Source organism: Hymenobacter negativus, assembly GCF_017571495.1.
Lineage (GTDB): Bacteria > Bacteroidota > Bacteroidia > Cytophagales > Hymenobacteraceae > Hymenobacter > Hymenobacter negativus.
On sequence record NZ_JAGETZ010000004.1, the window covers coordinates 451,016 to 471,438 of the forward strand.

General features: G+C 62.5%; 16 protein-coding genes. 9 read left to right on the forward strand and 7 right to left on the reverse strand.

The features are described 5' to 3' along the window. Window positions 1-15: 15 nt before the first annotated feature. Window positions 16-1,896 carry a histidine kinase dimerization/phosphoacceptor domain -containing protein gene (locus J4E00_RS11675; protein WP_208175326.1) on the reverse strand — a complete coding sequence of 627 codons (1,881 nt, stop codon included), beginning with the start codon at window positions 1,894-1,896 and terminating at the stop codon, window positions 16-18. Window positions 1,897-2,154: 258 nt separating this feature from the next. Beyond that, window positions 2,155-2,916, reverse strand: a complete 762-nt coding sequence (locus J4E00_RS11680; RefSeq protein ID WP_208175327.1) for a LytR/AlgR family response regulator transcription factor — start codon at window positions 2,914-2,916, stop codon at window positions 2,155-2,157. A gap of 413 nt (window positions 2,917-3,329) precedes the next feature. Between J4E00_RS11680 and J4E00_RS11685 the strand changes: the two genes are divergently transcribed. Then, on the forward strand, window positions 3,330-4,790 hold the full coding sequence (locus J4E00_RS11685) for a T9SS type A sorting domain-containing protein (RefSeq protein WP_208175328.1): 1,461 nt from the start codon (window positions 3,330-3,332) through the stop codon (window positions 4,788-4,790). A 126-nt stretch (window positions 4,791-4,916) separates the two neighbouring features. Here J4E00_RS11685 and rfbD read toward each other — a convergent pair whose 3' ends face one another. Beyond that, window positions 4,917-5,780 carry a dTDP-4-dehydrorhamnose reductase gene (rfbD, locus tag J4E00_RS11690; protein WP_208175329.1) on the reverse strand — a complete coding sequence of 288 codons (864 nt, stop codon included), beginning with the start codon at window positions 5,778-5,780 and terminating at the stop codon, window positions 4,917-4,919. Between the two features lie 144 nt (window positions 5,781-5,924). Between rfbD and J4E00_RS11695 the strand changes: the two genes are divergently transcribed. From J4E00_RS11695 to J4E00_RS11725, 7 genes are all read left to right on the forward strand, one after another. After that, the gene (locus J4E00_RS11695) at window positions 5,925-7,598 is read left to right on the forward strand and encodes a glycoside hydrolase 43 family protein (RefSeq protein WP_236049713.1); all 1,674 of its coding nucleotides are present in this window, start codon (window positions 5,925-5,927) and stop codon (window positions 7,596-7,598) included. 461 nt (window positions 7,599-8,059) lie between these two features. Further along, complete coding sequence (locus J4E00_RS11700; RefSeq protein ID WP_208175330.1) at window positions 8,060-8,788, forward strand: response regulator transcription factor; 729 nt, start codon at window positions 8,060-8,062, stop codon at window positions 8,786-8,788. 145 nt (window positions 8,789-8,933) lie between these two features. Next, window positions 8,934-10,610, forward strand: a complete 1,677-nt coding sequence (locus J4E00_RS11705) for a protease pro-enzyme activation domain-containing protein (RefSeq protein ID WP_208175331.1) — start codon at window positions 8,934-8,936, stop codon at window positions 10,608-10,610. Window positions 10,611-10,666: 56 nt separating this feature from the next. Further along, window positions 10,667-12,319 carry a hypothetical protein gene (locus J4E00_RS11710; protein ID WP_208175332.1) on the forward strand — a complete coding sequence of 551 codons (1,653 nt, stop codon included), beginning with the start codon at window positions 10,667-10,669 and terminating at the stop codon, window positions 12,317-12,319. Window positions 12,320-12,444: 125 nt separating this feature from the next. After that, window positions 12,445-13,572 (forward strand): aminoglycoside phosphotransferase family protein, encoded by a 1,128-nt coding sequence (locus tag J4E00_RS11715; protein WP_208175333.1) that lies wholly within the window; start codon window positions 12,445-12,447, stop codon window positions 13,570-13,572. Next, window positions 13,569-14,660, forward strand: coding sequence for a T3SS effector HopA1 family protein (locus J4E00_RS11720; protein ID WP_208175334.1), 1,092 nt, complete (start codon window positions 13,569-13,571; stop codon window positions 14,658-14,660). The genes J4E00_RS11715 and J4E00_RS11720 overlap by 4 nt, the downstream gene beginning before the upstream one ends. Further along, window positions 14,653-15,966: a lanthionine synthetase LanC family protein gene (locus J4E00_RS11725; RefSeq protein ID WP_208175335.1), complete on the forward strand. Its 1,314-nt coding sequence runs from the start codon at window positions 14,653-14,655 to the stop codon at window positions 15,964-15,966. The genes J4E00_RS11720 and J4E00_RS11725 overlap by 8 nt, the downstream gene beginning before the upstream one ends. 187 nt (window positions 15,967-16,153) lie before the next feature. Here J4E00_RS11725 and J4E00_RS11730 read toward each other — a convergent pair whose 3' ends face one another. After that, entirely contained in the window at window positions 16,154-17,086 is a 933-nt protein-coding gene (locus J4E00_RS11730; protein ID WP_208175336.1) for a TIGR03915 family putative DNA repair protein, read from the reverse strand. Window positions 17,087-17,138: 52 nt separating this feature from the next. Next, window positions 17,139-18,020 carry an alpha/beta fold hydrolase gene (locus tag J4E00_RS11735; RefSeq protein WP_208175337.1) on the reverse strand — a complete coding sequence of 294 codons (882 nt, stop codon included), beginning with the start codon at window positions 18,018-18,020 and terminating at the stop codon, window positions 17,139-17,141. Window positions 18,021-18,181: 161 nt separating this feature from the next. On the opposite strand from J4E00_RS11735, the gene J4E00_RS11740 reads away from it, so the two are divergent. Then, entirely contained in the window at window positions 18,182-18,556 is a 375-nt protein-coding gene (locus J4E00_RS11740) for a hypothetical protein (protein ID WP_208175338.1), read from the forward strand. 81 nt (window positions 18,557-18,637) lie between these two features. Here J4E00_RS11740 and J4E00_RS11745 read toward each other — a convergent pair whose 3' ends face one another. Both J4E00_RS11745 and J4E00_RS11750 read right to left on the reverse strand, forming a co-directional pair. Next, a complete protein-coding gene (locus tag J4E00_RS11745) occupies window positions 18,638-18,817 on the reverse strand; it encodes a hypothetical protein (protein ID WP_208175339.1) in 180 nt (59 codons plus the stop codon). Window positions 18,818-18,914: 97 nt separating this feature from the next. Then, window positions 18,915-20,183 carry a putative DNA modification/repair radical SAM protein gene (locus J4E00_RS11750; RefSeq protein WP_208175340.1) on the reverse strand — a complete coding sequence of 423 codons (1,269 nt, stop codon included), beginning with the start codon at window positions 20,181-20,183 and terminating at the stop codon, window positions 18,915-18,917. Window positions 20,184-20,423: the final 240 nt, after the last annotated feature.

Genomic DNA, 20,423 nt, shown 5'->3' on the forward strand with positions numbered 1-20,423 from the left:
CGCCAGGGACGCGGACTACGACGTCCGCGCTACTGATGCCACAGCCCTGGTGGGCACGGCTGCCTCTCCCGGCACCCATAGCCGGAAATACGCGCCGGGCTGGTTGCCCATAAGGGCTTCGCCGCCGATTTGCTGGCTCAGGGCCATGATGAGCTGGGTGCCGAAGGAGTTGCCGCTGTCGAAGCCGGTTGGGCGGCCGGGTCCGTTGTCTTCCACTTCCAGCAGCAGCCCACCGGCTGGGGCGCTTAGGTGCAGACGCAGCAGCGGGCGGGCCACCTGGGCGTAGGCGTGCTTGAGGGCGTTGGTCACCAGCTCGTTCAGAATAAGCCCCAGGGGCACGGCCCGGTCTACGTCAATAGCCGGCAGGTCGAGCTCCAGCACCAGGTCGAACCGGTCTTCATCGAAGCCGTAGGCGGCCAACAGGTTTTCGACCAAGGTGGTGAGGTAGGGCCGGATGTCGACGCTCACCACGTCGTCGGTCTGGTAGAGGCGCTGGTGAATCAGGCCCATAGCTTCCACACGCTGGCGCCCCTCGCGCACGGCACGGGCAGCCACGGGGTCGGTCAGGCTGCCCGACTGCAGGTTCAGCAGGCTGCTTACAATGGCCAGGTTGTTCTTCACGCGGTGGTGCAGCTCGCGCAGCAGCAGCTTGAGGCGGCTGGCTTGCTCCTGAATGCGCAGGTTGTTTTCAGTAATGGTCTGGTTGGTGGCGCGTAGCTGGGCATTGGCCCGGCGCTGGGCACGGTACTGCCACGCCCCAAAGCCCAGCAGCCCAGCCAGCACCAACAGCCCCAGCGCTGAGCCCAGCAGCAGGTTCTTTTTGCGAGCATTGGCCAGGGCCAGACCGGCAATGCGAGCCTGCTGCTTTTCGAGCCGATAGGCAGCCTCGATGCGGGCCACAGCCTGGGTTTTCTCCAGCCGGTTGGTTTTGTTGTCCAGCAGGCGGCGCTCCTCCATCAGGTCGGTGGCTTCGCGGTAGCGGCCGGCGTCGCGGTAGGCAAAGCATGCTGCTTCGAGCGAATTGCTCAGGCGGTGCGGGTCGCCAATGGCGCGGCCCAAAGCCAGGCAGGTGTCGGCAGTAGCTACGGCTTGCGGGTGCTTTCCCTGCCGCCGGTATGCCCAGCTGAGTTGGCGGTAGGCATGCTCCAGGCCGTTGCGGTTGTGCTGAGCGCGGTGCAGCCGCAATGCCCGCCGGAAGTAGCCGATGGCCTGCGGGTAGTCGTGGTCGTGGTCCATCAGCAGCTGCCCGTAATTAGCATAGGCCACACCCAGCGACGACGGCACCGGGCGCAGGGTTTGCTCGATGCGAATGGCCTCGCGATAGCAGACCGCTGCCGAATCGGGACGCTGTAGGTCGCGGTAGATGATGCCCTGGCTGAGCAGCGCTGACACCATTACGGATGGGTACGGGCCGCGCCGGCCCAGGGCCAGCGCCGCCTGGGCCTGCTGCAAGCCCTTGCGTGTGAGCAAGGTTACTGCCTGAGCGTCACCCATCCGCTTGTAAGTTTGGGCATTGAGGTTGAGCACCCAGGCCACGCCGTCGGGGCGGTGCTGGGCCTCAAACAGGGCCTGCGCCCGGCGCCCGTAGTAAAAGCTCGAATCGAACTCGCTCTGGTTGCGCAGCGCGGTGCCGAGCAGCAGGCAGCTCTGGGCTATGCCGTAGGAATAGCCCAGGTGTTCACTGGCGCGCAGCAACTGCCGGCTCAGAATCGTGGCCGAGTCGTTATTGCGCACCAGCAAGGCTTGGGCTGCTGCCAGCTGCTGCCGCACCATAGCCGTATCGGCCGGGCCGGCGCCAAGCGGAACCTCGGTGGCTCGACTCACCAACGGCGCGCTCAGCAGCACGAGCACCAAAGCCCACATCCGCCCTTGAAATACCCGCAACCAAGCCATCATAAAATCAATTGAAACCCGGCATCATGAAAGCGCCACCAAACAAGCAGAAGCTACTGGCACGCAACGAAAATATCACCCCAACGCTACCGTCCTACCGCAAAAGCTGCCAACAGCCTGACTGCGCTAGTGAACTACCGCATTTGGTAAGTGGCCCACGCCAAGCTCGAGTACCATGAATTCTCAATTCGGCTTGCGTCTGAATTACTGTCTCAACGCGAGCCGAATTGGAAATTCGGGGTACTCGGTCCTGGCGCACACTTATCGGAACTGAAACTGCTTTAGAAACGCCTCGCGGTACTGGCGGCCCAGGGGTACGGTTTGGCCGGCCACGGTGGCTTCGGTGTCCGAAAAGCTTTCGACGCGCTGAATGTTGACGGCAAACGAGCGGTGCACCCGCACAAGCTGCGCAAAGTGCAGGCGCTCCAGCACCGCGCCCAGGGTGAGGCGCAGGGCATACTTACGGGTGGACGTGCGCAGGGCGGTGTAGGTATTGTCGGCTTCGAGCAACAGAATATCAGCCAGCGGGATACGCACAAACTGGTTGTTATCCTTAATAAAGACGTGTTCGTCGAGTTGCAGAATGGTGTCGCGCGTGAGCGTATCGGGGGTGGTTTCGGGCTCTGCGGCGGGGGTTACGGACCGGGCAATGGAGTGCAGGGCCAGCGCCAGCGCCGCCCGCAGGCTGGCCGCCGACACAGGCTTGGGCAGGTAGGCCGCCGGGCCGGTAGTCAGGGCCTCGTCGAGGGTGGGCTGGTCGGCCAGGGCGGTGAGGTAGATGAGCGGTACCGGACGCAGGGCCAGTAGCCGCCGGGCCGTTTCGATGCCGTTCCAGGGACCTTGCAGGTGGATGTCGCAGAGCACGCCCGCTACTTCGGGGTGCTGGGTGAAGAGTTCCAGGGCCCGGGGGCCGGTAGCGGCAATGCCCACCACGCCGTAGCCTTCGGCCTGGAGGGTAGCGCGCAGGTCCAGGGCCAGCACGGCTTCGTCTTCGATGATGAGCAGTTGGAGGGGAGCAGGCATGAGGCAGGGGCGACAGGCAGGAGTTCCGAAAGTTACGCACGACGCCGACCAGAGTAATACGGTTCGGCGCTTCGCATACCGTGCCGGGCTGTTCACTTACCATTTGAAGCTTTCCGCTATTTTTTGTTGCGCCCGCCTGGTCGGCTTGCCAATTTCAGTTTGCTAAGGCCACCCAGTCTACCCTACTGATTCTATATTCACTGTTCCTTTCCATTCGCCGTGTTCCGCCAGCCGACCGGAATGTACCGCCGGAAGCCAAGCCAATCAGGCCCGGGCCTGAGGGCTTCAAAACCAGCGGAGCAGTTAGCCGAATCGGTGAAATAGCTCTATCGCTATTTCGTTAATATGTATTGTATTACCAATTACCAACACCGACCTTTGCAGCAATCAGCACGCTTGACTCCCCCTCGCTTATGAAAAGACTCCTTACCCTTGCACTCTCCCTTCCCGCGCTGGCCGCCACTGCCCAAACCCTCACCAACGACGGGGCCGCCATTACCGTGCAATCGGGCGCCACGCTGTACGTAGCCGGCGGTATCCAGAATAAGACGGGCAGCACCATCGCCAACGATGGCACGGTGGAGCTGACCGGTGACTTTACCAACGCGGCCGCCGCCTCCAGCCTGAGCGGCGCAGGCAAGCTGCGCTTTAGCGGCAGCACTGACCAGACCCTGACCTCGCCTACCGGCACCAGCCTGGCCGGCTTGGAGGTAGCCAACACTGGCAGCACGGGCAGCAACCGCGTTCTAGTGCCCGCCGACCTGAACGTAACCAACCAACTCACGCTCACCACTGGCATGGTGCGCACTACACCCGCCGCCGTCATCACACTGCCCGCCGGGGCTACGCTGACGGGTGAGGCCACCGGTCGCTACGTGCAGGGCAACCTGCGGGCCGTGGCACCCGTGAGCGGGAACACCGCCGTGGTGTTCCCCAATAGCGCCACCATCAACGCCAACGGCACGAACCTGGGCACGGTGACCGTGACGCGCACAGCCGGCATGCTGACGGCCGGCGTGAGCTACGGGCAAAACCTGGCCGGTACCACCAAAGGCATCGACCGGGTGTGGACCGTGGCTGCCAGCGGCACGCAGCCTTCCAACGCCACTCCCGCCACCGTGGCTTTCAGCTGGCTGGCCGATAATGACAACGGCTTTGCGACAGGTACCAATGCCCAGCTCTGGCGCTCAACGTCGGCGGCCGGGCCGTGGGGCAAGATGGGCCCGGCAGGCTCTGCGGCTACCCGCAGTTTCTCCGCCAACGTGACCCTGCTTGGTGCCCTCACCATCAGCAACATCTCGGCCCCGCTGCCGGTGGAGCTGGTGAGCTTTACGGCCGAGCCCCAGGGCGCGGATGCCCTGCTGCGCTGGACCACAGCTTCGGAGAAAAACAACGACCATTTTGAGGTGGAAGCCAGTGCCGACGGCAAAAACTTCCGGCTCATTGGCATAGTGGCGGGCCATGGCACCACCACGCAGGCGTCGGAATACCAGCTTACGGACAAGGCCATTGCCCACTACGCCGCCGACCCGGTCTACTACCGCCTGCGCCAGGTCGATGCGGATGGCACCGCCTCCTACTCGCCCGTGCGCCAGGTACGCGTGACCACACCGATGGGCTTCGCCGCCGAGTCCTGGCCCCAGCCTTTCGGCGCGGAGGGCACCAACCTTACGTTGCGCACGGCCACAGCTGGCCCCGCCACGGTGGTAGTGCGCGATGCTTTGGGCCGCCTCATCCTGAGCCGCACCCTCGACCTGTCGGCTGGCACCACGGCCCTGTCGCTGGCTGAGCTGGGCCCGTTGAGCAGCGGCGTGTACATGCTGCGCCTGAGCCAAGGCACCCAGCACGCCCAGTTGAAGCTGGTGCGCGAGTAGGCTGCGTAGCCGCGGCAAGTTTGTAGAGAAGCACGATTCAAGTAATGCAAAAGCCGCGTAGCGGTGCCAGAAACACTTGATTTCTGGCACCGCTACGCGGCTTTTTATAGTATATGCTTGGCTGCGTTATTCCATATCCGCCAGCCGGTGCAGGCAGGCTTGCAGACTGGTGCGCCAGTGCGGAATGGCCACGCCGAGTCGAGTTTTGGCTTTGGTCTTGTCCATCACGGAGAAGGCCGGGCGGGTGGCCTTGGTGGGGTATTCGGCGGTGCGGATGGGCGTGGTGCGTACCGACGTATTGCTCAGCTCGAAGATGGCCGTGGCGAAATCGTACCACGACGTGACGCCCTCGTTGCTATAGTGGTAAAGGCCGAAGGCCTGGCTTTCGGTCTCGATGAGGTGCAGGATAACACCGGCTAGGTCGATGGCGTAGGTAGGCGTACCCACTTGGTCCCAGATGATGCGCAGCTCGTCGCGCTCACGGCCCAGCTTGAGCATGGTTTTCACGAAATTACCGGCAAACTCGGAGTAGAGCCAGCTGGTACGTAGGGTGAAATACCGCGCCGTAAGCGGCGGAATCACCTGCTCGCCCTCCAGCTTGGTGAGGCCATACACGCTGATGGGCGCGGCCTCGTCGGTTTCGGTCAGAGGCTCGTTGCCGGTACCGGCAAACACAAAATCAGTAGAAATCTGGATGAGAATGGTGCCGTATTCGCTGCACAGCCTGGCCAGGTTCTCCACGCCGTCGCGGTTCACTTTGCGGGCAATTTCCACCTCGTCCTCAGCCTTGTCGACGGCTGTGTAGGCGGCACAGTTGATGACGTAAGCCGGGCGGTGCTGCGCAAACAGCGCGGCCAGGCCAGCGGGGTTCAGGATGTTGGCTTGGTCCTCGGGCAGAAAGTGTAGGCCGGGGATGTTGCGCTGCTTTGCGACGTGGGCCAGGCACTGCCCCAATTGCCCGGAGGCACCAAAAACCAAGGTATTACTCATATTTACTCGTGCCGCGGGGCCGCTGAATTTCTGGTTTAGAAGGCTGCAAGTTAGAGCCATTTGCACCTGAAAAGAGTGGTGGTCCGCCCGCAGGCCTTATTTTGCTGGTCCAAAGCTGCGTGTTCCCACCCCCCTTTTTTCTTTATGAAACTTCTTTCCGTACTGCTTCGCCTTCCGCAAGCCATTCGCGCCGGGGGTAGAAGCAGCGCTGTGCTCCTGCTGATGCTGCTGGGAGTGTTGCCAGCTGCCGCTCAGGGCATTTCCAAAGTCTGGGTACCCGATTTGGGCAATGGCACCTACAAGAATCCGGTGCTCTACGCCGACTATTCCGACCCCGATGTGGTGCGCGTAGGCGATGACTTCTACCTCACCTCGTCCAGCTTCAATGCCGTGCCGGGCCTGCAAATTCTGCACTCGAAAGACCTGGTGAACTGGACCATTATTGGGGCGGTGTTTGAGGCGCAGCCGCCGCTGGCGCGCTACGCCCTGCCCCAGCACGGCAACGGCGTGTGGGCCCCTGCCATTCGCTACCACAATCAGGAGTTCTACATCTATTACCCCGACCCGGACCTCGGAATCTTTGTGACCAAGGCCAAAAATGCGGCCGGACCGTGGTCGGCTCCGGTGTGCGTGAAGCAGGCCACGGGCTGGATTGACCCCTGCCCGCTCTGGGATGAGGACGGCCGCGCCTACCTCGTGCACGGCTTCGCCGGCAGCCGCGCCGGCATCAAAACCATTCTGGCCGTGAGTCAGATGAGCCCCGACGGCCAGCGCCTTATCGGCCCCGACGCGCTGGTTTTTGACGGGCACCAAGGGCAACCGACCCTGGAAGGCCCCAAGTTTTACAAGCGCAACGGCTACTACTACATCTTTGCCCCGGCCGGCGGCGTGCCTACCGGCTGGCAGCTGGTGCTGCGCTCGCGCAACGTGTACGGTCCTTACGAAGAGCGCATTGTGATGGATCAGGGCAAAACCACCGTCAATGGCCCGCACCAGGGGGCCTGGGTCACGACCAACGCGGGCGAAGACTGGTTTCTGCATTTCCAGGACCAAGGGCCGTATGGTCGCGTGGTGCACCTGGAGCCCATGGTCTGGAAAAACGACTGGCCCATCATCGGCGAAGACCCGGACGGCGACGGCAAGGGCCAACCCGTGCGCACCCACCGCAAGCCCCGCATCAAGGGCCTGGCGCAGCCACTAGCCACACCTGCTACTTCCGACGAGTTCAACCGCAACACCTTAGGCCTGCAATGGCAATGGCACGCCAATCCGCAGGATTTTTGGGCCTACCTCAACGGGCCGCAGGGCTTCCTGCGCCTCTACTCGGTGCAGCAGCCCGAGGGCACCAAAAACCTCTGGCAGGTGCCCAACCTGCTCCTGCAAAAGCTCCCCGCCGAAACATTCACCGTTACCACCAAGCTCACCTTCAGCCCCCGCGTGGAGGGCGAAAAAGTGGGCCTCCTGATAATGGGCATGGACTACGCCTACCTCTCAGCCACCCGCATCGAGGGTCGGCTGCACTTCAGCCAGAGCATTTGCCGGGGCGCCGACCAGCTCGCGCCCGAAATCGGCACGCCCGAAGCCGAGGTACGCGCTCCCCAAAGCGGCGAGCCCATCTACCTGCGCGTGGCCGTGCGAGCCGGGGCCAAGTGCCAGTTCAGCTACAGCTTCGACGGCCAGACCTTCACCCAGGCCGGCACCGAATTTCAGGCCCGCGAAGGCAAGTGGATTGGAGCCAAAGTCGGCCTGTTCTGCACCCGGCCCACCAAGTTCAACGATGCCGGCAATGCCGACGTGGACTGGTTTCGGGTGGAGTAGTCAGCCGTCGTCCTGAGCGCCGCAACGCCCGTAGCAGGCTCGGGATGAGAGACGCGGGAAATCCAGCCCAAAACGCTCGTCACGCCAAGCGCAGCCGAGGCGTCTAGCGCACCATCATAATTCATTGGCATTGTGAACCGCACCAATGCCAGGTGTTGGGTTTTCGGTGTTGTGGCGGATAACGTCAACGCCAATGGCTTTACCTCAATAGCTACGCCGAAAACCGCACATAGCGGGCGCTGCCGAGACAGCGCTCGGCATGGCGTAATGTGCTTGCTACCTGTTTACTTTTCTGCAACTGCTTGGCGGGCGGCGGGCAGCTTTTCATCATTCTTTACGCGCACTCAGGTACAATCACCCGCATTTAAAATCAGGTAATTGTACGCTGTTCCATGGCCTATTTAATCAGGTCCTTTGTCGGGTAGATTCTTCATTCTTCCACGGTCATTTCTCTACCCGAAATGCTACCTCCCCGCCCCACCCAGTCCCCCGCCATTCTGGTTGCTGATGCCTTGCCGATATTCCGGCACGGGCTGCTGCAGGTGCTGTCGCAGGCATTCGCGGCGCATGCGCTCTGCGAAGCCGCGACGGCCCCTGAAGTACTGGCTGTAGCCCAAAGGTGGGCTCCTGACGTGGTTGTAATGGCCGCCGGCCTGCCCGATGCTCCCGCCGACCCCGGTGCCGTGCTGGCAGCCCTGCGCGCACAGCAGCCGCAAGTGGCCGTGGTGGTAGTCATCGACCCGGATACAACGCCCGAGCTGGTAGCCCTGCGGCTGCTGCGCCAAAACGTGAGCGCGCTGCTCCTGCGTACCGCCCCGCCCCAGGAAGTATGCGAAACCGTGCGCGCCGTGCTAGCACACGGCCGCTGCTACAACGAGTACGCTCTGAACCTGCTGCAAAGCCAGCTACACCACCGCCAACTGCCCCGGCCGGCCGACTGCTTCTCGGCCCGGCAACTCGAAGTGCTACGCCTGATAGCCGACGACCACACCAACGAGGAGATTGCCGAATACCTCTGCACCAGCGTGCGCACGGTGGAGTACCACCGCAGCCAAATGCTCCAGAAGGCCGGCACCCGCACCACCCTGGGACTGGTACTTTTTGCCCAGCGGCAGGGGCTTTTATCGGCGCCTCCGCCCTGCTCGCCGCTGCCGGACCGGCAGCCGGTCCGGCAGCTTGCCAAATCCTAGTACCAGCACTAGGATTTGAAAAACTAGTGCCAGCACTAACGCGGCAGGCTCGGCGCCAAAATAGCTTTGCGACAAGTCAACATGGCGCTTTCCACGCAGGCTATCAATCCTTTGCCAACAATAAACCGCAGACCCCATCAGCATTATGGATAAGAACTTACTGTCCGTTGCCGAATCCGCTAGCCAGCGCAGTGCTACCCTGGCCGGCTACCCCAATCCAGGCAAGGAAATCGAGGTGAAGCTGGCCCTGCGCCGCCAGCAGCTAACCCCGGAAGCCGCCGGGCCGCTCAACGAGATTCTGAACCAGCCGCCTCACCTGCGGCGCTATCTCTCGCACGACGAAGTGGCCGCGGCCACCGGCGGCTTTGCTGAAGATGTGGCTGCCGTGGAAACGTATTACCAAGCCTTCGACATCCGGGTGAAGACGCGCAGCCTGATACTGGGCAGCGTGACGCTGGCCGGCACCGTGGCCAGTTTCGAGCGAGCCTTCCGCACGCAGATAGCCACGTTTCAGGCGCCTAACCGGGTGCAGTTTATGGCCACCACCAGCCCCTACAAGCTGCCCGACAGCCTGCTGACGGTGGTAGAGCCCACCCAGCCCCTGCAGCAGCCAGTGCGGAAAGAGTCGCGCCTGCCTACCCCGCCCCAGCCGCCCCAACCGCCGGTTGATGGCCTGAAGGCGACGGCTGTGACACCGCCCGGCTATGGCCCCCAGGAGTTGGCTCGGGCCTACCAGTTTCCGGAAGACGTCACCGGCGAAGGGCAGGTAATCGGCATTGTAGAGCTGGGCGGCAAGCTTAACCAGAACGACCTGAAGCAGTTTTTCGCTGAAATCGGGGTGAAGAAACCGCGCATTGTGGAGGTAGGCACTGCGCCTCCCAGCACCGGCACCACCGAGCTGGTGAACAACGCGGAAGTGGCCCTGGACCTGCAAGTAGCCGGGGCACTGGCTCCGCAGGCCAAGCTGGTGGTATACTACGCCGCTACGCTGATAGAAGCGCTGCAAGCCGCGGTGGGCGACGAAGTGAACAAGCCCACCGTGCTGTCGGTGAGCTGGGCCGGCTCGGAATACAACTACTCGGCCCAGGAAGTGCAGCAGATGAACCTGTTGCTGTATCAGGCCAGCCTGTTGGGCATCACCATCGTAGCCGCCTCGGCCGACCACGGTGCCTACAACGGGATGAGCGTGCCCAACGTGTCGCTGCCGGCTTCGAGTCCGCTGGTGCTGGGCTGCGGCGGCACCATTGCCACCCTCACCAACGATAAGCTGACCAGCGAAGTGGTGTGGAACGAGTTGGGTGGCCAGGTGGCCACGGGCGGCGGCTATAGCTCGCTCTACGCCCAACCCTACTATCAGGCCCAGGCAGTGGCCAGGTATCCCTACCAGCGCAGCACCATGCGCGGCGTGCCCGACGTGGCCGCCGATGCAAGTACCGTGAATGGCTACCGGGTAGTGCTGGGCGGCCAGACCACCGTGATTGGGGGCACCAGCGGGGCCACCCCGTTTGTGGCAGCCCTGATAGCCTTGCTTGGCGAGAAGCTGGGCTACCGCCTGGGCTACCTAAATACTCTGCTCTATGGCTTTGCCGGCTCCGATGCTTTCCGGGCCATCACTCAGGGCAACAACCAACTGTATGCGGCCGCGCCCTACTGGAACCCCTGCACCGGCCTGGGCAGCGTGGTGGGCACCCGGCTACTGTCCCTGCTGCAAACTCTGGAGCAGGCCAGTCAGCTCCAGGCAAAGTCCGCGCCCGAGCCTGAGCCCGACGCCGACGTGCCCGAGGCCGGCTCTCCCGACGCCGCCGAAGCGGCCCCTGAATAAGTCCCTTTTGCAAGAGGTGTTGCCCAATTTTTCACCCATCTAACCCCTGAACGCGCATGAATACTATTTTCCCCACCAGCATTTACTGCTGGCCCACCATCGCATGCGGCCCCGTAACCGGCAACCAAGGCACGGCCCCGCAGGTACCCGTGCAGCAAACGATGGCGACAGTCTGTACTCAGATTGGCTGTCAGCCTCACATGAGCCTGCCGGGCTGCGTGCCTCACACCATGTGGTTTATTTGTCCACCTGTCGGCAACGCCGCCCAGACGGCCGCCACAATCTGCACCCAAGTGGGCTGCCCACCCGCCGATGCCACAAACAACGTGTCGGTGCCACCGCATTGCCCCACGGTAGCGCCCATGTGCCCGCCCCCGGCAAACGGCGGCGGTGCCCAGGCACAGGCCATCACCAATACCCTGGCCTTGTGCACAGGCTTGCCCTGGGTTTGCTCCGGTGCTCAGGCCCAGGCACCACAAGCTCAAGCCCAAACAGCTACTATTCTGGCCTGCACAGGCTTGCCTTGGATTTGCCCCAGCGCCCAAGCCCAGACGGCTACCATCATTGCCTGCACCGGCTTGCCCTGGATTTGCTCCGGCCAGCAAGCCCAGGCTCAAACCATTTGGCACACCCAGCCCGGCTACTGCAATCTGTCGGTGCCGCCGCACTGCCCCACGGTAGCACCCATATGCCCTCCGGCTAATGGCGGTGAAAGCCAAGGCCAGCAGGCTCAGGCCCAAACGGTCTTTCCAACCCTGATTGGCTGCACCATCGCACTGTGCACCGGCATTACGCCCATCTGCGCTAGTGGCCAAGCCCAGGCACCGCAGGCGCAAGCCCAAACGGCTACCATCATTGCCTGCACCGGCTTGCCCTGGATTTGCTCCGGCCAGCAGGCCCAAGCGCAGACTCCGGTTTCGCTGCCAACCATTTGCCCTACGGTAGCACCCATGTGCCCACCCCCGGCAAACGGCGGCGGTGCTCAAGCACAAGCCATCACCAACACCCTGGCCTTGTGCACAGGCTTGCCCTGGGTTTGCTCCGGCGCTCAGGCCCAGGCACCACAAGCTCAAGCCCAGACGGCTACTATTCTGGCCTGCACTGGCCTGCCTTGGATTTGCTCCGGCCAGCAGGCCCAAGCCCAGACGGCTACCATCATTGCCTGCACCGGCATTCCGGTTATCTGCTCCGGCCAGCAGGCACAGGCCCAAACGATGCTGTCGATGCCAACGGTATGCCCCACGGTAGCACCCATGTGCCCGCCCCCGGCACATGGCGGCGGAGCCCAAGCGCAGGCCATCACCAACACCCTGGCCTTGTGCACCGGCTTGCCCTGGGTATGCCCCAGCGCCCAGGCCCAAGCTCCGCAGGCCCAGGCCCAGACGGCTACTTTTATTATTTGCCCAAGTGATACCATAATAAAGTGTGATGTAATGGGTAGTCAGGCTCAGACGGCCACTATCTTGGCTTGCACCGGGCTGCCTTGGGTTTGCTCCGGCCAGCAGGCCCAGGCCCAGACGCTGGTATCGGTACCGCCCCACTGCCCCACGGTAGCGCCCATGTGCCCCCCGGCTAACGGCGGTGGCCAAGCCCAAGCGCAAGGCGTCACCTTTTTAGGTATTTGCCCGCCCACGCTCATTCCGGCGGTGTGCATCGTGACGAAAATCGCTAGCTGCGGCGGCGTGACCGGCATCCCGGTTATCTGCTAGCCAGCTACCGCAAGCCCGGAACCGCTGCTAGCCGCCGGTTTGGGAAGCTTTCCAAAACTCCTCGCCCGCTTGGGCGGGGAGTTTTTAGGGTTTCTGCCACCCCACCTTTTTTCCGCATAATTCCTATGAGACTCACCCTGGAACGCATTCACTTGTACCTGCTGGACAAGGGGTTCATCGAGCCGGCTTCGCTGGCCGACGGCGACTACATGGCCACCCAGATGCAGACCCGTAACATCATTTTCCGGGTTACGCGGCAGGCGGCCAAAAGCCTGTTTGTGAAGCAGCTCAACAGCTTCGACCCGAACAATACCTACGTGCTGCAAAAGGACGCCACTTGCCTGTGGCTCATCAAAAACCATCCGGCATTTGAGCAGCTGTCGGGCTACGTGCCCGATTATTTCGGCTTCGACCCCGAAAAGCAGGTGCTGGTGACCGAATACCTGCCCGACTCCAGCAACCTGGAAGACTACGCCCGCCTAAACCAAGGCAGCCTGCCGCTCCACGTCCGCGAGGAGCTGGCTACCATTCTGGCCAGCTACCACTTTCCCCTGACGGCCCAGGTGCTGGGCAGCCGCTCGGTGCAGTTTTTCCCGCGGCAAATGCCCTGGGTGATGAACCTGGCCGACACCGACGTTGGCACGCAGCAGGGCCTGTTTTCGCAAACCGCCACCCCCAACCCGGTGCTGAGCGCCGTGCTGGGCAGTGCTGATTTTCGCAGCGTGCTGGTCAGCATCAAGAGCGAATGGATGGCCACCAGCCTGATTCACGGCGACCTGAAGTGGATGAACCTGCTGGTGCAGCGAGCCGAAGACCGGGAAAAGGTGAAAGTAATCGATTGGGAAATTGCCGACATCGGCGACCCGCTGTGGGACGTGGCCGGCGTCCTCCAGGGCTTCGTCACCAACATCATTCTCTACCATCCCAACATTGCCACCGACAGCTTTAGCCTGGTGCCGGGCGTGGGGCTGGGCCATTTGCAGGAAGCCTGGCCGCTGATGGACCATTTCTGGCGGCTCTACCGGGCCCAGACGGCGCCCGACGCCAAGCCAGCCGAAGAGGCCGCCGCCCTGGCCAAAGCATTGCGCTTCACCGGGGTGCGGCTCATTCAGTCGGCTATTGAGCAGAACATGATGATGCCCACCGTCCAGCCCAACTCGACCAAGCTGCTGCAAGCCAGCTACGCCATGCTGAGCAATGGTCCGGCTATTCTCCAACAATTTACCGCCGCGCCCGTGGCCGAACTCGCATGAGCACGCCTTCCTATTTGCAAGCCCTGACGGCCATTTCGGAGCAGGTAACGGTGCTTGATGAGCACACCTACCGGCTCCGCGGACAGGAAATTCCCGTCACCTACCAGCAGTCATACACCAAGTGGCACCAGCCGCTGCAGCACTTCGGCCAGAACAGCGGCGATGCCAGCCAGGCCCGCACCAACCTGCAATACCAGCTGGCCAATGCGCTCTACGGAGCTTTCTACTGCCCCGGCCACACCGATGCCACGGCCGCACCGGAAGCCGCGCCGCCCATGCCCGCCCCCGCGGCCCGCGAGGAAAGCATGGCCCGTCTCTCGGCCGCCAACCAGACGCCCGACGGCTTCGACCCGCACTGGTCGGTGTATTCGGTAGACTCCCACGGCAATGCCTTCGTGACCAAAAACGGCCAGCTGCGCCAGCTCATGGCCGGCCAGTGGGAGTTTATGAACACCGACGAAACCAGCCTAAAGGTGGGCGCGCTGGTGCGGCTGCGCATCAGCCGCGAAGACAAGGTAGTGCAGCCGGTATTCTATCATGTGCGTGGCACCGCGCTGGTATCGCAGCAGGCCGAGTTTGTGCGCATCTACTTCAATACCACGTTTGCCGGGGCCGAGCTGCTGGTGCGCGAAATCACCCGCACCTTCAACCATTACCGGCTGCCGTTCCTGTTCAAGTGCCTCAATCACCCCGACTTGTTTACGCGCACCGATAGCGCAGTGCTTTACCTGAGCAAGTTCGACATGCGGTTTGCCAGCCGCCTGCTGCGGCCCATTCTCGATGCCCTCATGCCGCACCTCAAACCCGCCGTGCCACTCTTTACCAAAGTGCTGCGGCCCGGCGTGTCGTTTTCCGAAGACCCCGGCAGTGGCCAGAGCTTCGGCATGAGCCGCTGCACCCTGCTGGCCGAAGCCCTGATAGCGGCGCACTACAAGCAGGCCAGTGATGAGACGAGCCAGCTGGCCGAAATCCGCCGCACGTTCGAGCGCAATGGCCTCGATGTGGCCCACCTCTACCGCAACCCCAACTCTCACCTTTCCTATCCCTTCGCGGCCCTGGCCGCCGAGCATTCCGTGGCCCATGACTAACGCTGCTACTCAAACCGATACCCTCGTCGAGCCCCTGCCGGCCGCCTCGCCTTTTCTGGAGACGGCCCAGGCTATTGCCGCACACCTGGCCCAGACTGCCGTGTGGGACGGCGACCGCTGCAACTGGATTGGCAGTGCCACTGAGCCCGTGCATGGCACGTTTCAGGCGGTGCAGCGCGCCTGTGCGGCCGATGTGTACAGCGGTACGGCCGGCGTGGCTCAATTCTTCTCGCAGCTGCTGGCCCAGCAGCCCGACCCCGCCTTGGAAGAAACCCTGGAAGGCGCCATCAACCACGTTATGCGCGACCAGCGCACCACCGGCGGGCCAGCCAACTACGCCTACTACGGCGGGGCGCTGGGCTTAGCCAGTACGCTTATCGAGGTGGGCGAGCGCCACAACCGGTCCGACTGGACGGCGGCCGGCTGGGAGCGGCTCAACCGCATTTGCGCCCAACCGGTGCAGGATTTCGAGGTAGACGTGATTTCCGGCGTGGCGGGGGCCATTCCGGTGCTGCTGCGCCTGCTAGCCAAGTACCCCGACCCTGGCCTGGGCGAAACGGCTGTGCGTTGCGGCGATTTCCTGGTGGCCAAGGCCGTGCAGCAGCCCAACGCCTGGGCTTGGCAGGCCCTGCCCGGCCAGCCGGCCATGACGGGTTACTCGCACGGCGCGGCCGGCATCGCATTGGCCCTGCTGGAACTGTACCGCGTCACCAACAACCCCACCTACTATACCGGCGCCATGATGGGCTTCAACTTTGAGCGCCTGCACTTCAACCCCCAACTGCAAAACTGGCCCGACCTGCGCGAGATGAGCAGCCTGGGCGTGGCCGCGCCGGCCGCCGGCACGCCCCCAACCTATGGTGAGGCCTGGTGCCACGGTGCGCCCGGCATCGCGCTCAGCCGCCTGCGGGCCTGGCAGCTCACCGGCGATGACAGTTTCCGGCAGGAAGCCGAAATGGCCCTCAACACCACCCACCGGGGCATTTACAACCTGGTAACCAATCCCACGGCCCAGCCCAACTTCTCGCTTTGCCACGGCCTGGCTGGCAATGCCGATGTAATGCTTGAAGGCAGCCGCCTGCTCCGAAACGACCTCTACCGCCAGGTAGCCGAAGCCGCCGGCAACTACGGCATCGAGAAATATCATCGCCCTGGCCTGAGCTGGCCGAGCGGCGTCAACGACCCTTCTGGTACTACGCCCGGCCGCGCCGAAGCCCCTGGCCTGCTCTTGGGCCTGGCCGGCACCGGCTATTTCTACCTGCGCCTGGCTTTTCCCGAGGCCGTTTCCTCGGCCTTGTTTCTTTAGCCAAGAAGTATAGGTCAGCCCCAATTGGTAGCCGCCGCTCAACGACAGCTTTGTAGCAGTCCAAGCCTTTGAACCGAACGAGCCGCGCAACAACGACAGATTCTCTGGTATTTCTGTCGCGGTTGCGCGGCTATCCTTCTGGGGCATTTCATTGTACTACGAATCCGTTGCTGTGGCAGCTTTGTGGCTATCCCGGGAGTCGCTTCTGCCCGGCCACCACTTCCTTGCCCGCCACTGGCTGCTTGTTTTGAATAGGCTCGAATCGCGTTTCGCGGGGCTGCTTTTCGCTGAGGTATTTCCAGTAGCGGAGTGGCATGTGGCGGCGATGCAGCTTCAGATTTTTGCGCTCGGGAATGTTGACGTGGTCGAAGTAGGCCTGCCAGAGGAGCCGGAACAGCGGCTCCCGCTCGTCGAGTACGGTGGCCGAAATATCGGTTGATTTTGCACCGGCGCTGTTTTCGAACTGCACCACGTCGGTACGCGTCAGGTCGTAGTACAGGCCGTAGTGTCGGCGGCGGTCGTATATCAGCCAGCGCTGGTCGGCGTAGCGCTTGGTGAAATGCGCGGCAATGAGTGGCAGCACGTCCATATCCGGCTCAATAGTGGCGTGAAACAGCTCGTCCTGGGTTTTCTCAAAACGCACGAAGGCTTCCATGCGATGCTTCTCCCGAAACATCTGCTGGGCCAGGCGCTGCACGCGGCGCACGTCGGCATTGGCGTAGTTTTCGGCAATGTCCTGAGCTGAGCGCAGGGCCAAATCCACGTAGCGAAAAATCAGCAGCTCGCGGTCGGCATCCTCGCTCAGAAAAACGTGGTAGAGGCGCGTGCGGGCCTCCGCATCCATGCTTTTCAGGAGGCCGTCCCAGACCCGGGCGGCCAGCGCCTCATCGGTTTCGCGGTGGGACGGCTGGGCAAAGAGGCCGGTTTGGGCGGTAGCCTCAGGCTGAATGCTGTTGGGGGCCGCCCGCCAGTCGTAGATGGTAAACAGCACCGTGAGCAGGCCCTCGAAGGTACCGTCGTAGGTGTAGTCGCGGGGCGTGGCCGTGAGCTCTGGCGCAGGGCGGCGTGCTGCCCTTGGAGCCGCCACCGAAGAAGCAGGAATACGAATTGGCTTGCTCATGAAACGTTGAACGACAGTTCCTGCATTTGTGCCCGGCGGACCGGTTTATAATTTAACCTAAGGCATCTTCCTGCCCCAGGAATGCCAACAGCAGCTCATTAACTCGAGCTGGAGATTCGTGTTGCACCCAGTGCGTGGCATCCAGATACGTTAGTTGGGCGTTATCGCAGAAAGCCAGACTTGCGCGGGCCAGCTCGCGCTCCAAAAATGCGTCCTTCTCGCCCCAAATAATATGCACCGCCACCGCCACACGGCCTGTCGCACGCAGCCGACGGGCGTAGCGGGCAGCGGCCCGGTACCAGTTCATCATACTGCGCATGGCGCGGGGCTGCGTCCAGGCCGTCTGATACAAGGCCAAATCGGCGGCGCTAAACGTGCTGCGGCGGCTGGTGCGCAGCAGCGTTTGGCGGGCCAGCCACCAGCGGCGCAGCTGGACCAGTGCCTCAGGCAGCCACGGCAGCTGGAAAAAGAAAACGTACCAGCTCTTGAGCAATTGGCGGGGCTGGCGGGTGAGCGCCCGGCCCAGCGCCTGGGGGTGCGGCACGTTCAGAATCGCTACCCGACTGATGCGGTTGGAATACTGCGCGGCGAGGTGCCAGGCCACGGCAGCGCCCCAGTCGTGGCCTACAATGGCGGCCGTTTCCCGCCCGGCCGCGTCAATCAGGCCGATAATATCAGCGGCCAGCTGGTCGATGGTGTAGTCGCGCACGCGGCTGGGTTTGTCGCTCAGGTTGTAGCCGCGCTGGTCGGGTGCCCACACGCGATAGCCGGCCGCCGCCAGGGCCGGCAGCTGCTCTCGCCAGGCATACCAAAACTCGGGGAAGCCGTGCAGTAGAATCACCAGCGGGCCATCCGCTGGGCCGGTTTGCACCACGTGCAGGTGCAGGCCGTTGGTAGGCACGGTGTGGTGTTCGAGCGGGTGCAATGTTGCCATACGGCTATTACCCGGCCAGTCGGTGCGGAGTTGCGTCTGCCCCGCAGCCAGAGCCCTTGGCCTCAGAACAATCATCCTTCCGTAGCCTAAGCCAATTACTTAAAATCCCTACCTTTAGCCACGTAGGCACACCTCCATTTTCCCACCCAAAACACTTCCTTATGAACCTTGAATCCCTTCTGGCCCCGCTCAAAGACGCTACCCATCGCGAAGTGGGCGGTGCGCAAGTTGATGTGGTACGCACCGGCAACTCGCGGGTGAAGCGCGTGGTGTACCCGGCGGGCTTCCGCTGGTCGAAAGACATGAAGCCGGTGGTGGGCACCGAGCTTTGCCAGCATGCCCACGTCGGCTTTCTGGCGGCTGGCAGCCTCACCATTCAGTACGCCGATGGGGTATTGGAGGAATATGTTGCGCCGCAAGTGGTGGCTATTGCGCCGGGCCACGATGGTTGGGTAGTGGGCGACTCACCCGCCGTCCTCATCGAGTTCGATTTCGAGGGGGAAACCGTAGAGCGGCTGGGCCTGCGGCGGGAATAGGCGATTGACGAAAACGAAACGTCAGGCGCTGCTGCGTGCTGCAAGCAAGGCGATGTTTGCCACCACAACCGCCCCAAGGCCCTAAGCAGCCTGTTGGCGCTGTTGCTCGCCTTGTTCGGCCTGGTAGCGGGCGCGGGCATCGTCGTGCAGCTGGCGGACCAACGGCATAAGCTCGCTGATGCGGCAGACGCACGAAAGCCGGGCAACTTTATCGGAAGGGACCGGCGGCACCGGCTGCGATTGGCGATGAATGACTTTCATGACAGAAAAAAAGATGTCGTGTTGCACGCCGCCCAACTGGCTGGTAGGCCGTTTGGAGGCGCCTTGGGGAAGAAAAGCGGCGGATTGCATAGTGGAGTTAGGAGGCTTGGGCAAATAAGTCGAGCTGCTGGGTAACTAGGGCCGAACGCACCGAGCCGGACCCGAACAGAATCTGGCGGCGCACCTGCTGCTCGGTCAGCTCGCCGATGATGGGCTGGTGCTCGCCCTGGCAGGTGAGGAAAAACTTGGCGCGTTTCAGTACCACACCCAATTGGCGCAGGGTTTCCATGTTGAGGGTGGCGAAGCGACGGGCGGCCACAATGCGCTTGGCCGAACGGGCGCCCACGCCGGGAATGCGCAGTATCATTTCGTAGTCGGCGGTGTTCACATCCACGGGGAAAACGTGGCGGTTGCGCAGGGCCCAGGCCAGCTTGGGGTCGATTTCGAGGTCGAGGTGGGGGTGCGCAGGGTCGAGGATTTCGTCGGCCTGGAAGCCGTAAAAGCGCATCAGCCAGTCGGACTGATAGAGGCGGTGCTCCCGGATGACGGGCGGCTGCGTGACTTGCGGCAGGCGGGCGTCGTCGGTCACGGGGATATAGCCGGAGTAGTACACGCGCTTCAGGCCGTAGCCCTGGTAGAGCGAGTCGGTCAGCTTGATGATTTGCAGGTCCGTTTCGGCGCTGGCGCCCACAATAAGCTGGGTGGTCTGGCCGGCGGTGGCGAAGTTGGGCACTTTCTTAAACAGGGCCTTTTCCTCCTTATTCTGCGCAATACCGTCCCGAATCTGGCTCATCGGGGTCAGGATTTCCTGGTAGTTTTTCTCCGGGGCCAGCGTGGTCAGGGCCAGCTCTGAGGGCAGCTCGATGTTCACGCTGAGGCGGTCGGCGTACAGGCCTGCTTCCTGAATCAGCTCCTCCGAAGCACCGGGAATGGTTTTGACGTGAATGTAGCCGTTGAAATTGTGCTCGGTGCGCAGCTTCTTCACAATGCGCACCAGGCGCTCCATCGTGTAGTCGGGGCTGGAGAAAATACCGGAGCTCAGAAACAGCCCTTCGATGTAATTACGGCGGTAAAAGTTGATGGTGAGGTCCACCACTTCATCCACGGTGAAAGCGGCACGCTTCACGTCGTTGGAGCGGCGCGATACGCAGTAGGCGCAGTCGAAAATGCAGTGGTTGGTGAGCAGGATTTTGAGCAGGCTCACGCAGCGGCCGTCCTCCGTGTAGCTGTGGCAAATGCCCATGCCTTCGGCGTTGCCGAGGCCCTTGCTTTCGTTTTTGCGCTTGCCGCCGCTGCTGCTGCACGAAGCGTCGTACTTCGCGGCATCAGCTAATATGCTTAGTTTCTCCTGAATGCGCTCATTCATAAGGCAGCGGGTTGCTTTCGGGCTTAAAAGTAATATACAGTGGCCAATTAGGCACAAGGTTCTAAGCTAATTTTTTTGGGAATAGTTTCTTTTTTCGAGAAAATCCCCTTCCCGCTTTGGATTGGCTTTTTAGTAAATAATGAAATAGTGTGGCCAGCCGCCAAGCTTCCACCTGGCCAACCGGACGGCTCCTTAATGCAACCACAACACCCTGCCCCGGCTCCTTTTCGTACTTTGCGG

Coding starts and splice junctions, on each gene's coding strand:
- J4E00_RS11685 (WP_208175328.1), top strand. CDS start 3,330: ATGAAAAGACTCCTTACCCTTGCACTCTCCCTTCCCGCGCTGGCCGCC.
- J4E00_RS11740 (WP_208175338.1), top strand. CDS start 18,182: ATGAACCTTGAATCCCTTCTGGCCCCGCTCAAAGACGCTACCCATCGC.
- J4E00_RS11680 (WP_208175327.1), bottom strand. CDS start 2,916: ATGCCTGCTCCCCTCCAACTGCTCATCATCGAAGACGAAGCCGTGCTG.
- J4E00_RS11675 (WP_208175326.1), bottom strand. CDS start 1,896: ATGATGGCTTGGTTGCGGGTATTTCAAGGGCGGATGTGGGCTTTGGTG.
- J4E00_RS11695 (WP_236049713.1), top strand. CDS start 5,925: ATGAAACTTCTTTCCGTACTGCTTCGCCTTCCGCAAGCCATTCGCGCC.
- J4E00_RS11730 (WP_208175336.1), bottom strand. CDS start 17,086: ATGAGCAAGCCAATTCGTATTCCTGCTTCTTCGGTGGCGGCTCCAAGG.
- J4E00_RS11750 (WP_208175340.1), bottom strand. CDS start 20,183: ATGAATGAGCGCATTCAGGAGAAACTAAGCATATTAGCTGATGCCGCG.
- rfbD (WP_208175329.1), bottom strand. CDS start 5,780: ATGAGTAATACCTTGGTTTTTGGTGCCTCCGGGCAATTGGGGCAGTGC.
- J4E00_RS11700 (WP_208175330.1), top strand. CDS start 8,060: ATGCTACCTCCCCGCCCCACCCAGTCCCCCGCCATTCTGGTTGCTGAT.
- J4E00_RS11735 (WP_208175337.1), bottom strand. CDS start 18,020: ATGGCAACATTGCACCCGCTCGAACACCACACCGTGCCTACCAACGGC.
- J4E00_RS11725 (WP_208175335.1), top strand. CDS start 14,653: ATGACTAACGCTGCTACTCAAACCGATACCCTCGTCGAGCCCCTGCCG.
- J4E00_RS11710 (WP_208175332.1), top strand. CDS start 10,667: ATGAATACTATTTTCCCCACCAGCATTTACTGCTGGCCCACCATCGCA.
- J4E00_RS11745 (WP_208175339.1), bottom strand. CDS start 18,817: ATGAAAGTCATTCATCGCCAATCGCAGCCGGTGCCGCCGGTCCCTTCC.
- J4E00_RS11720 (WP_208175334.1), top strand. CDS start 13,569: ATGAGCACGCCTTCCTATTTGCAAGCCCTGACGGCCATTTCGGAGCAG.
- J4E00_RS11715 (WP_208175333.1), top strand. CDS start 12,445: ATGAGACTCACCCTGGAACGCATTCACTTGTACCTGCTGGACAAGGGG.
- J4E00_RS11705 (WP_208175331.1), top strand. CDS start 8,934: ATGGATAAGAACTTACTGTCCGTTGCCGAATCCGCTAGCCAGCGCAGT.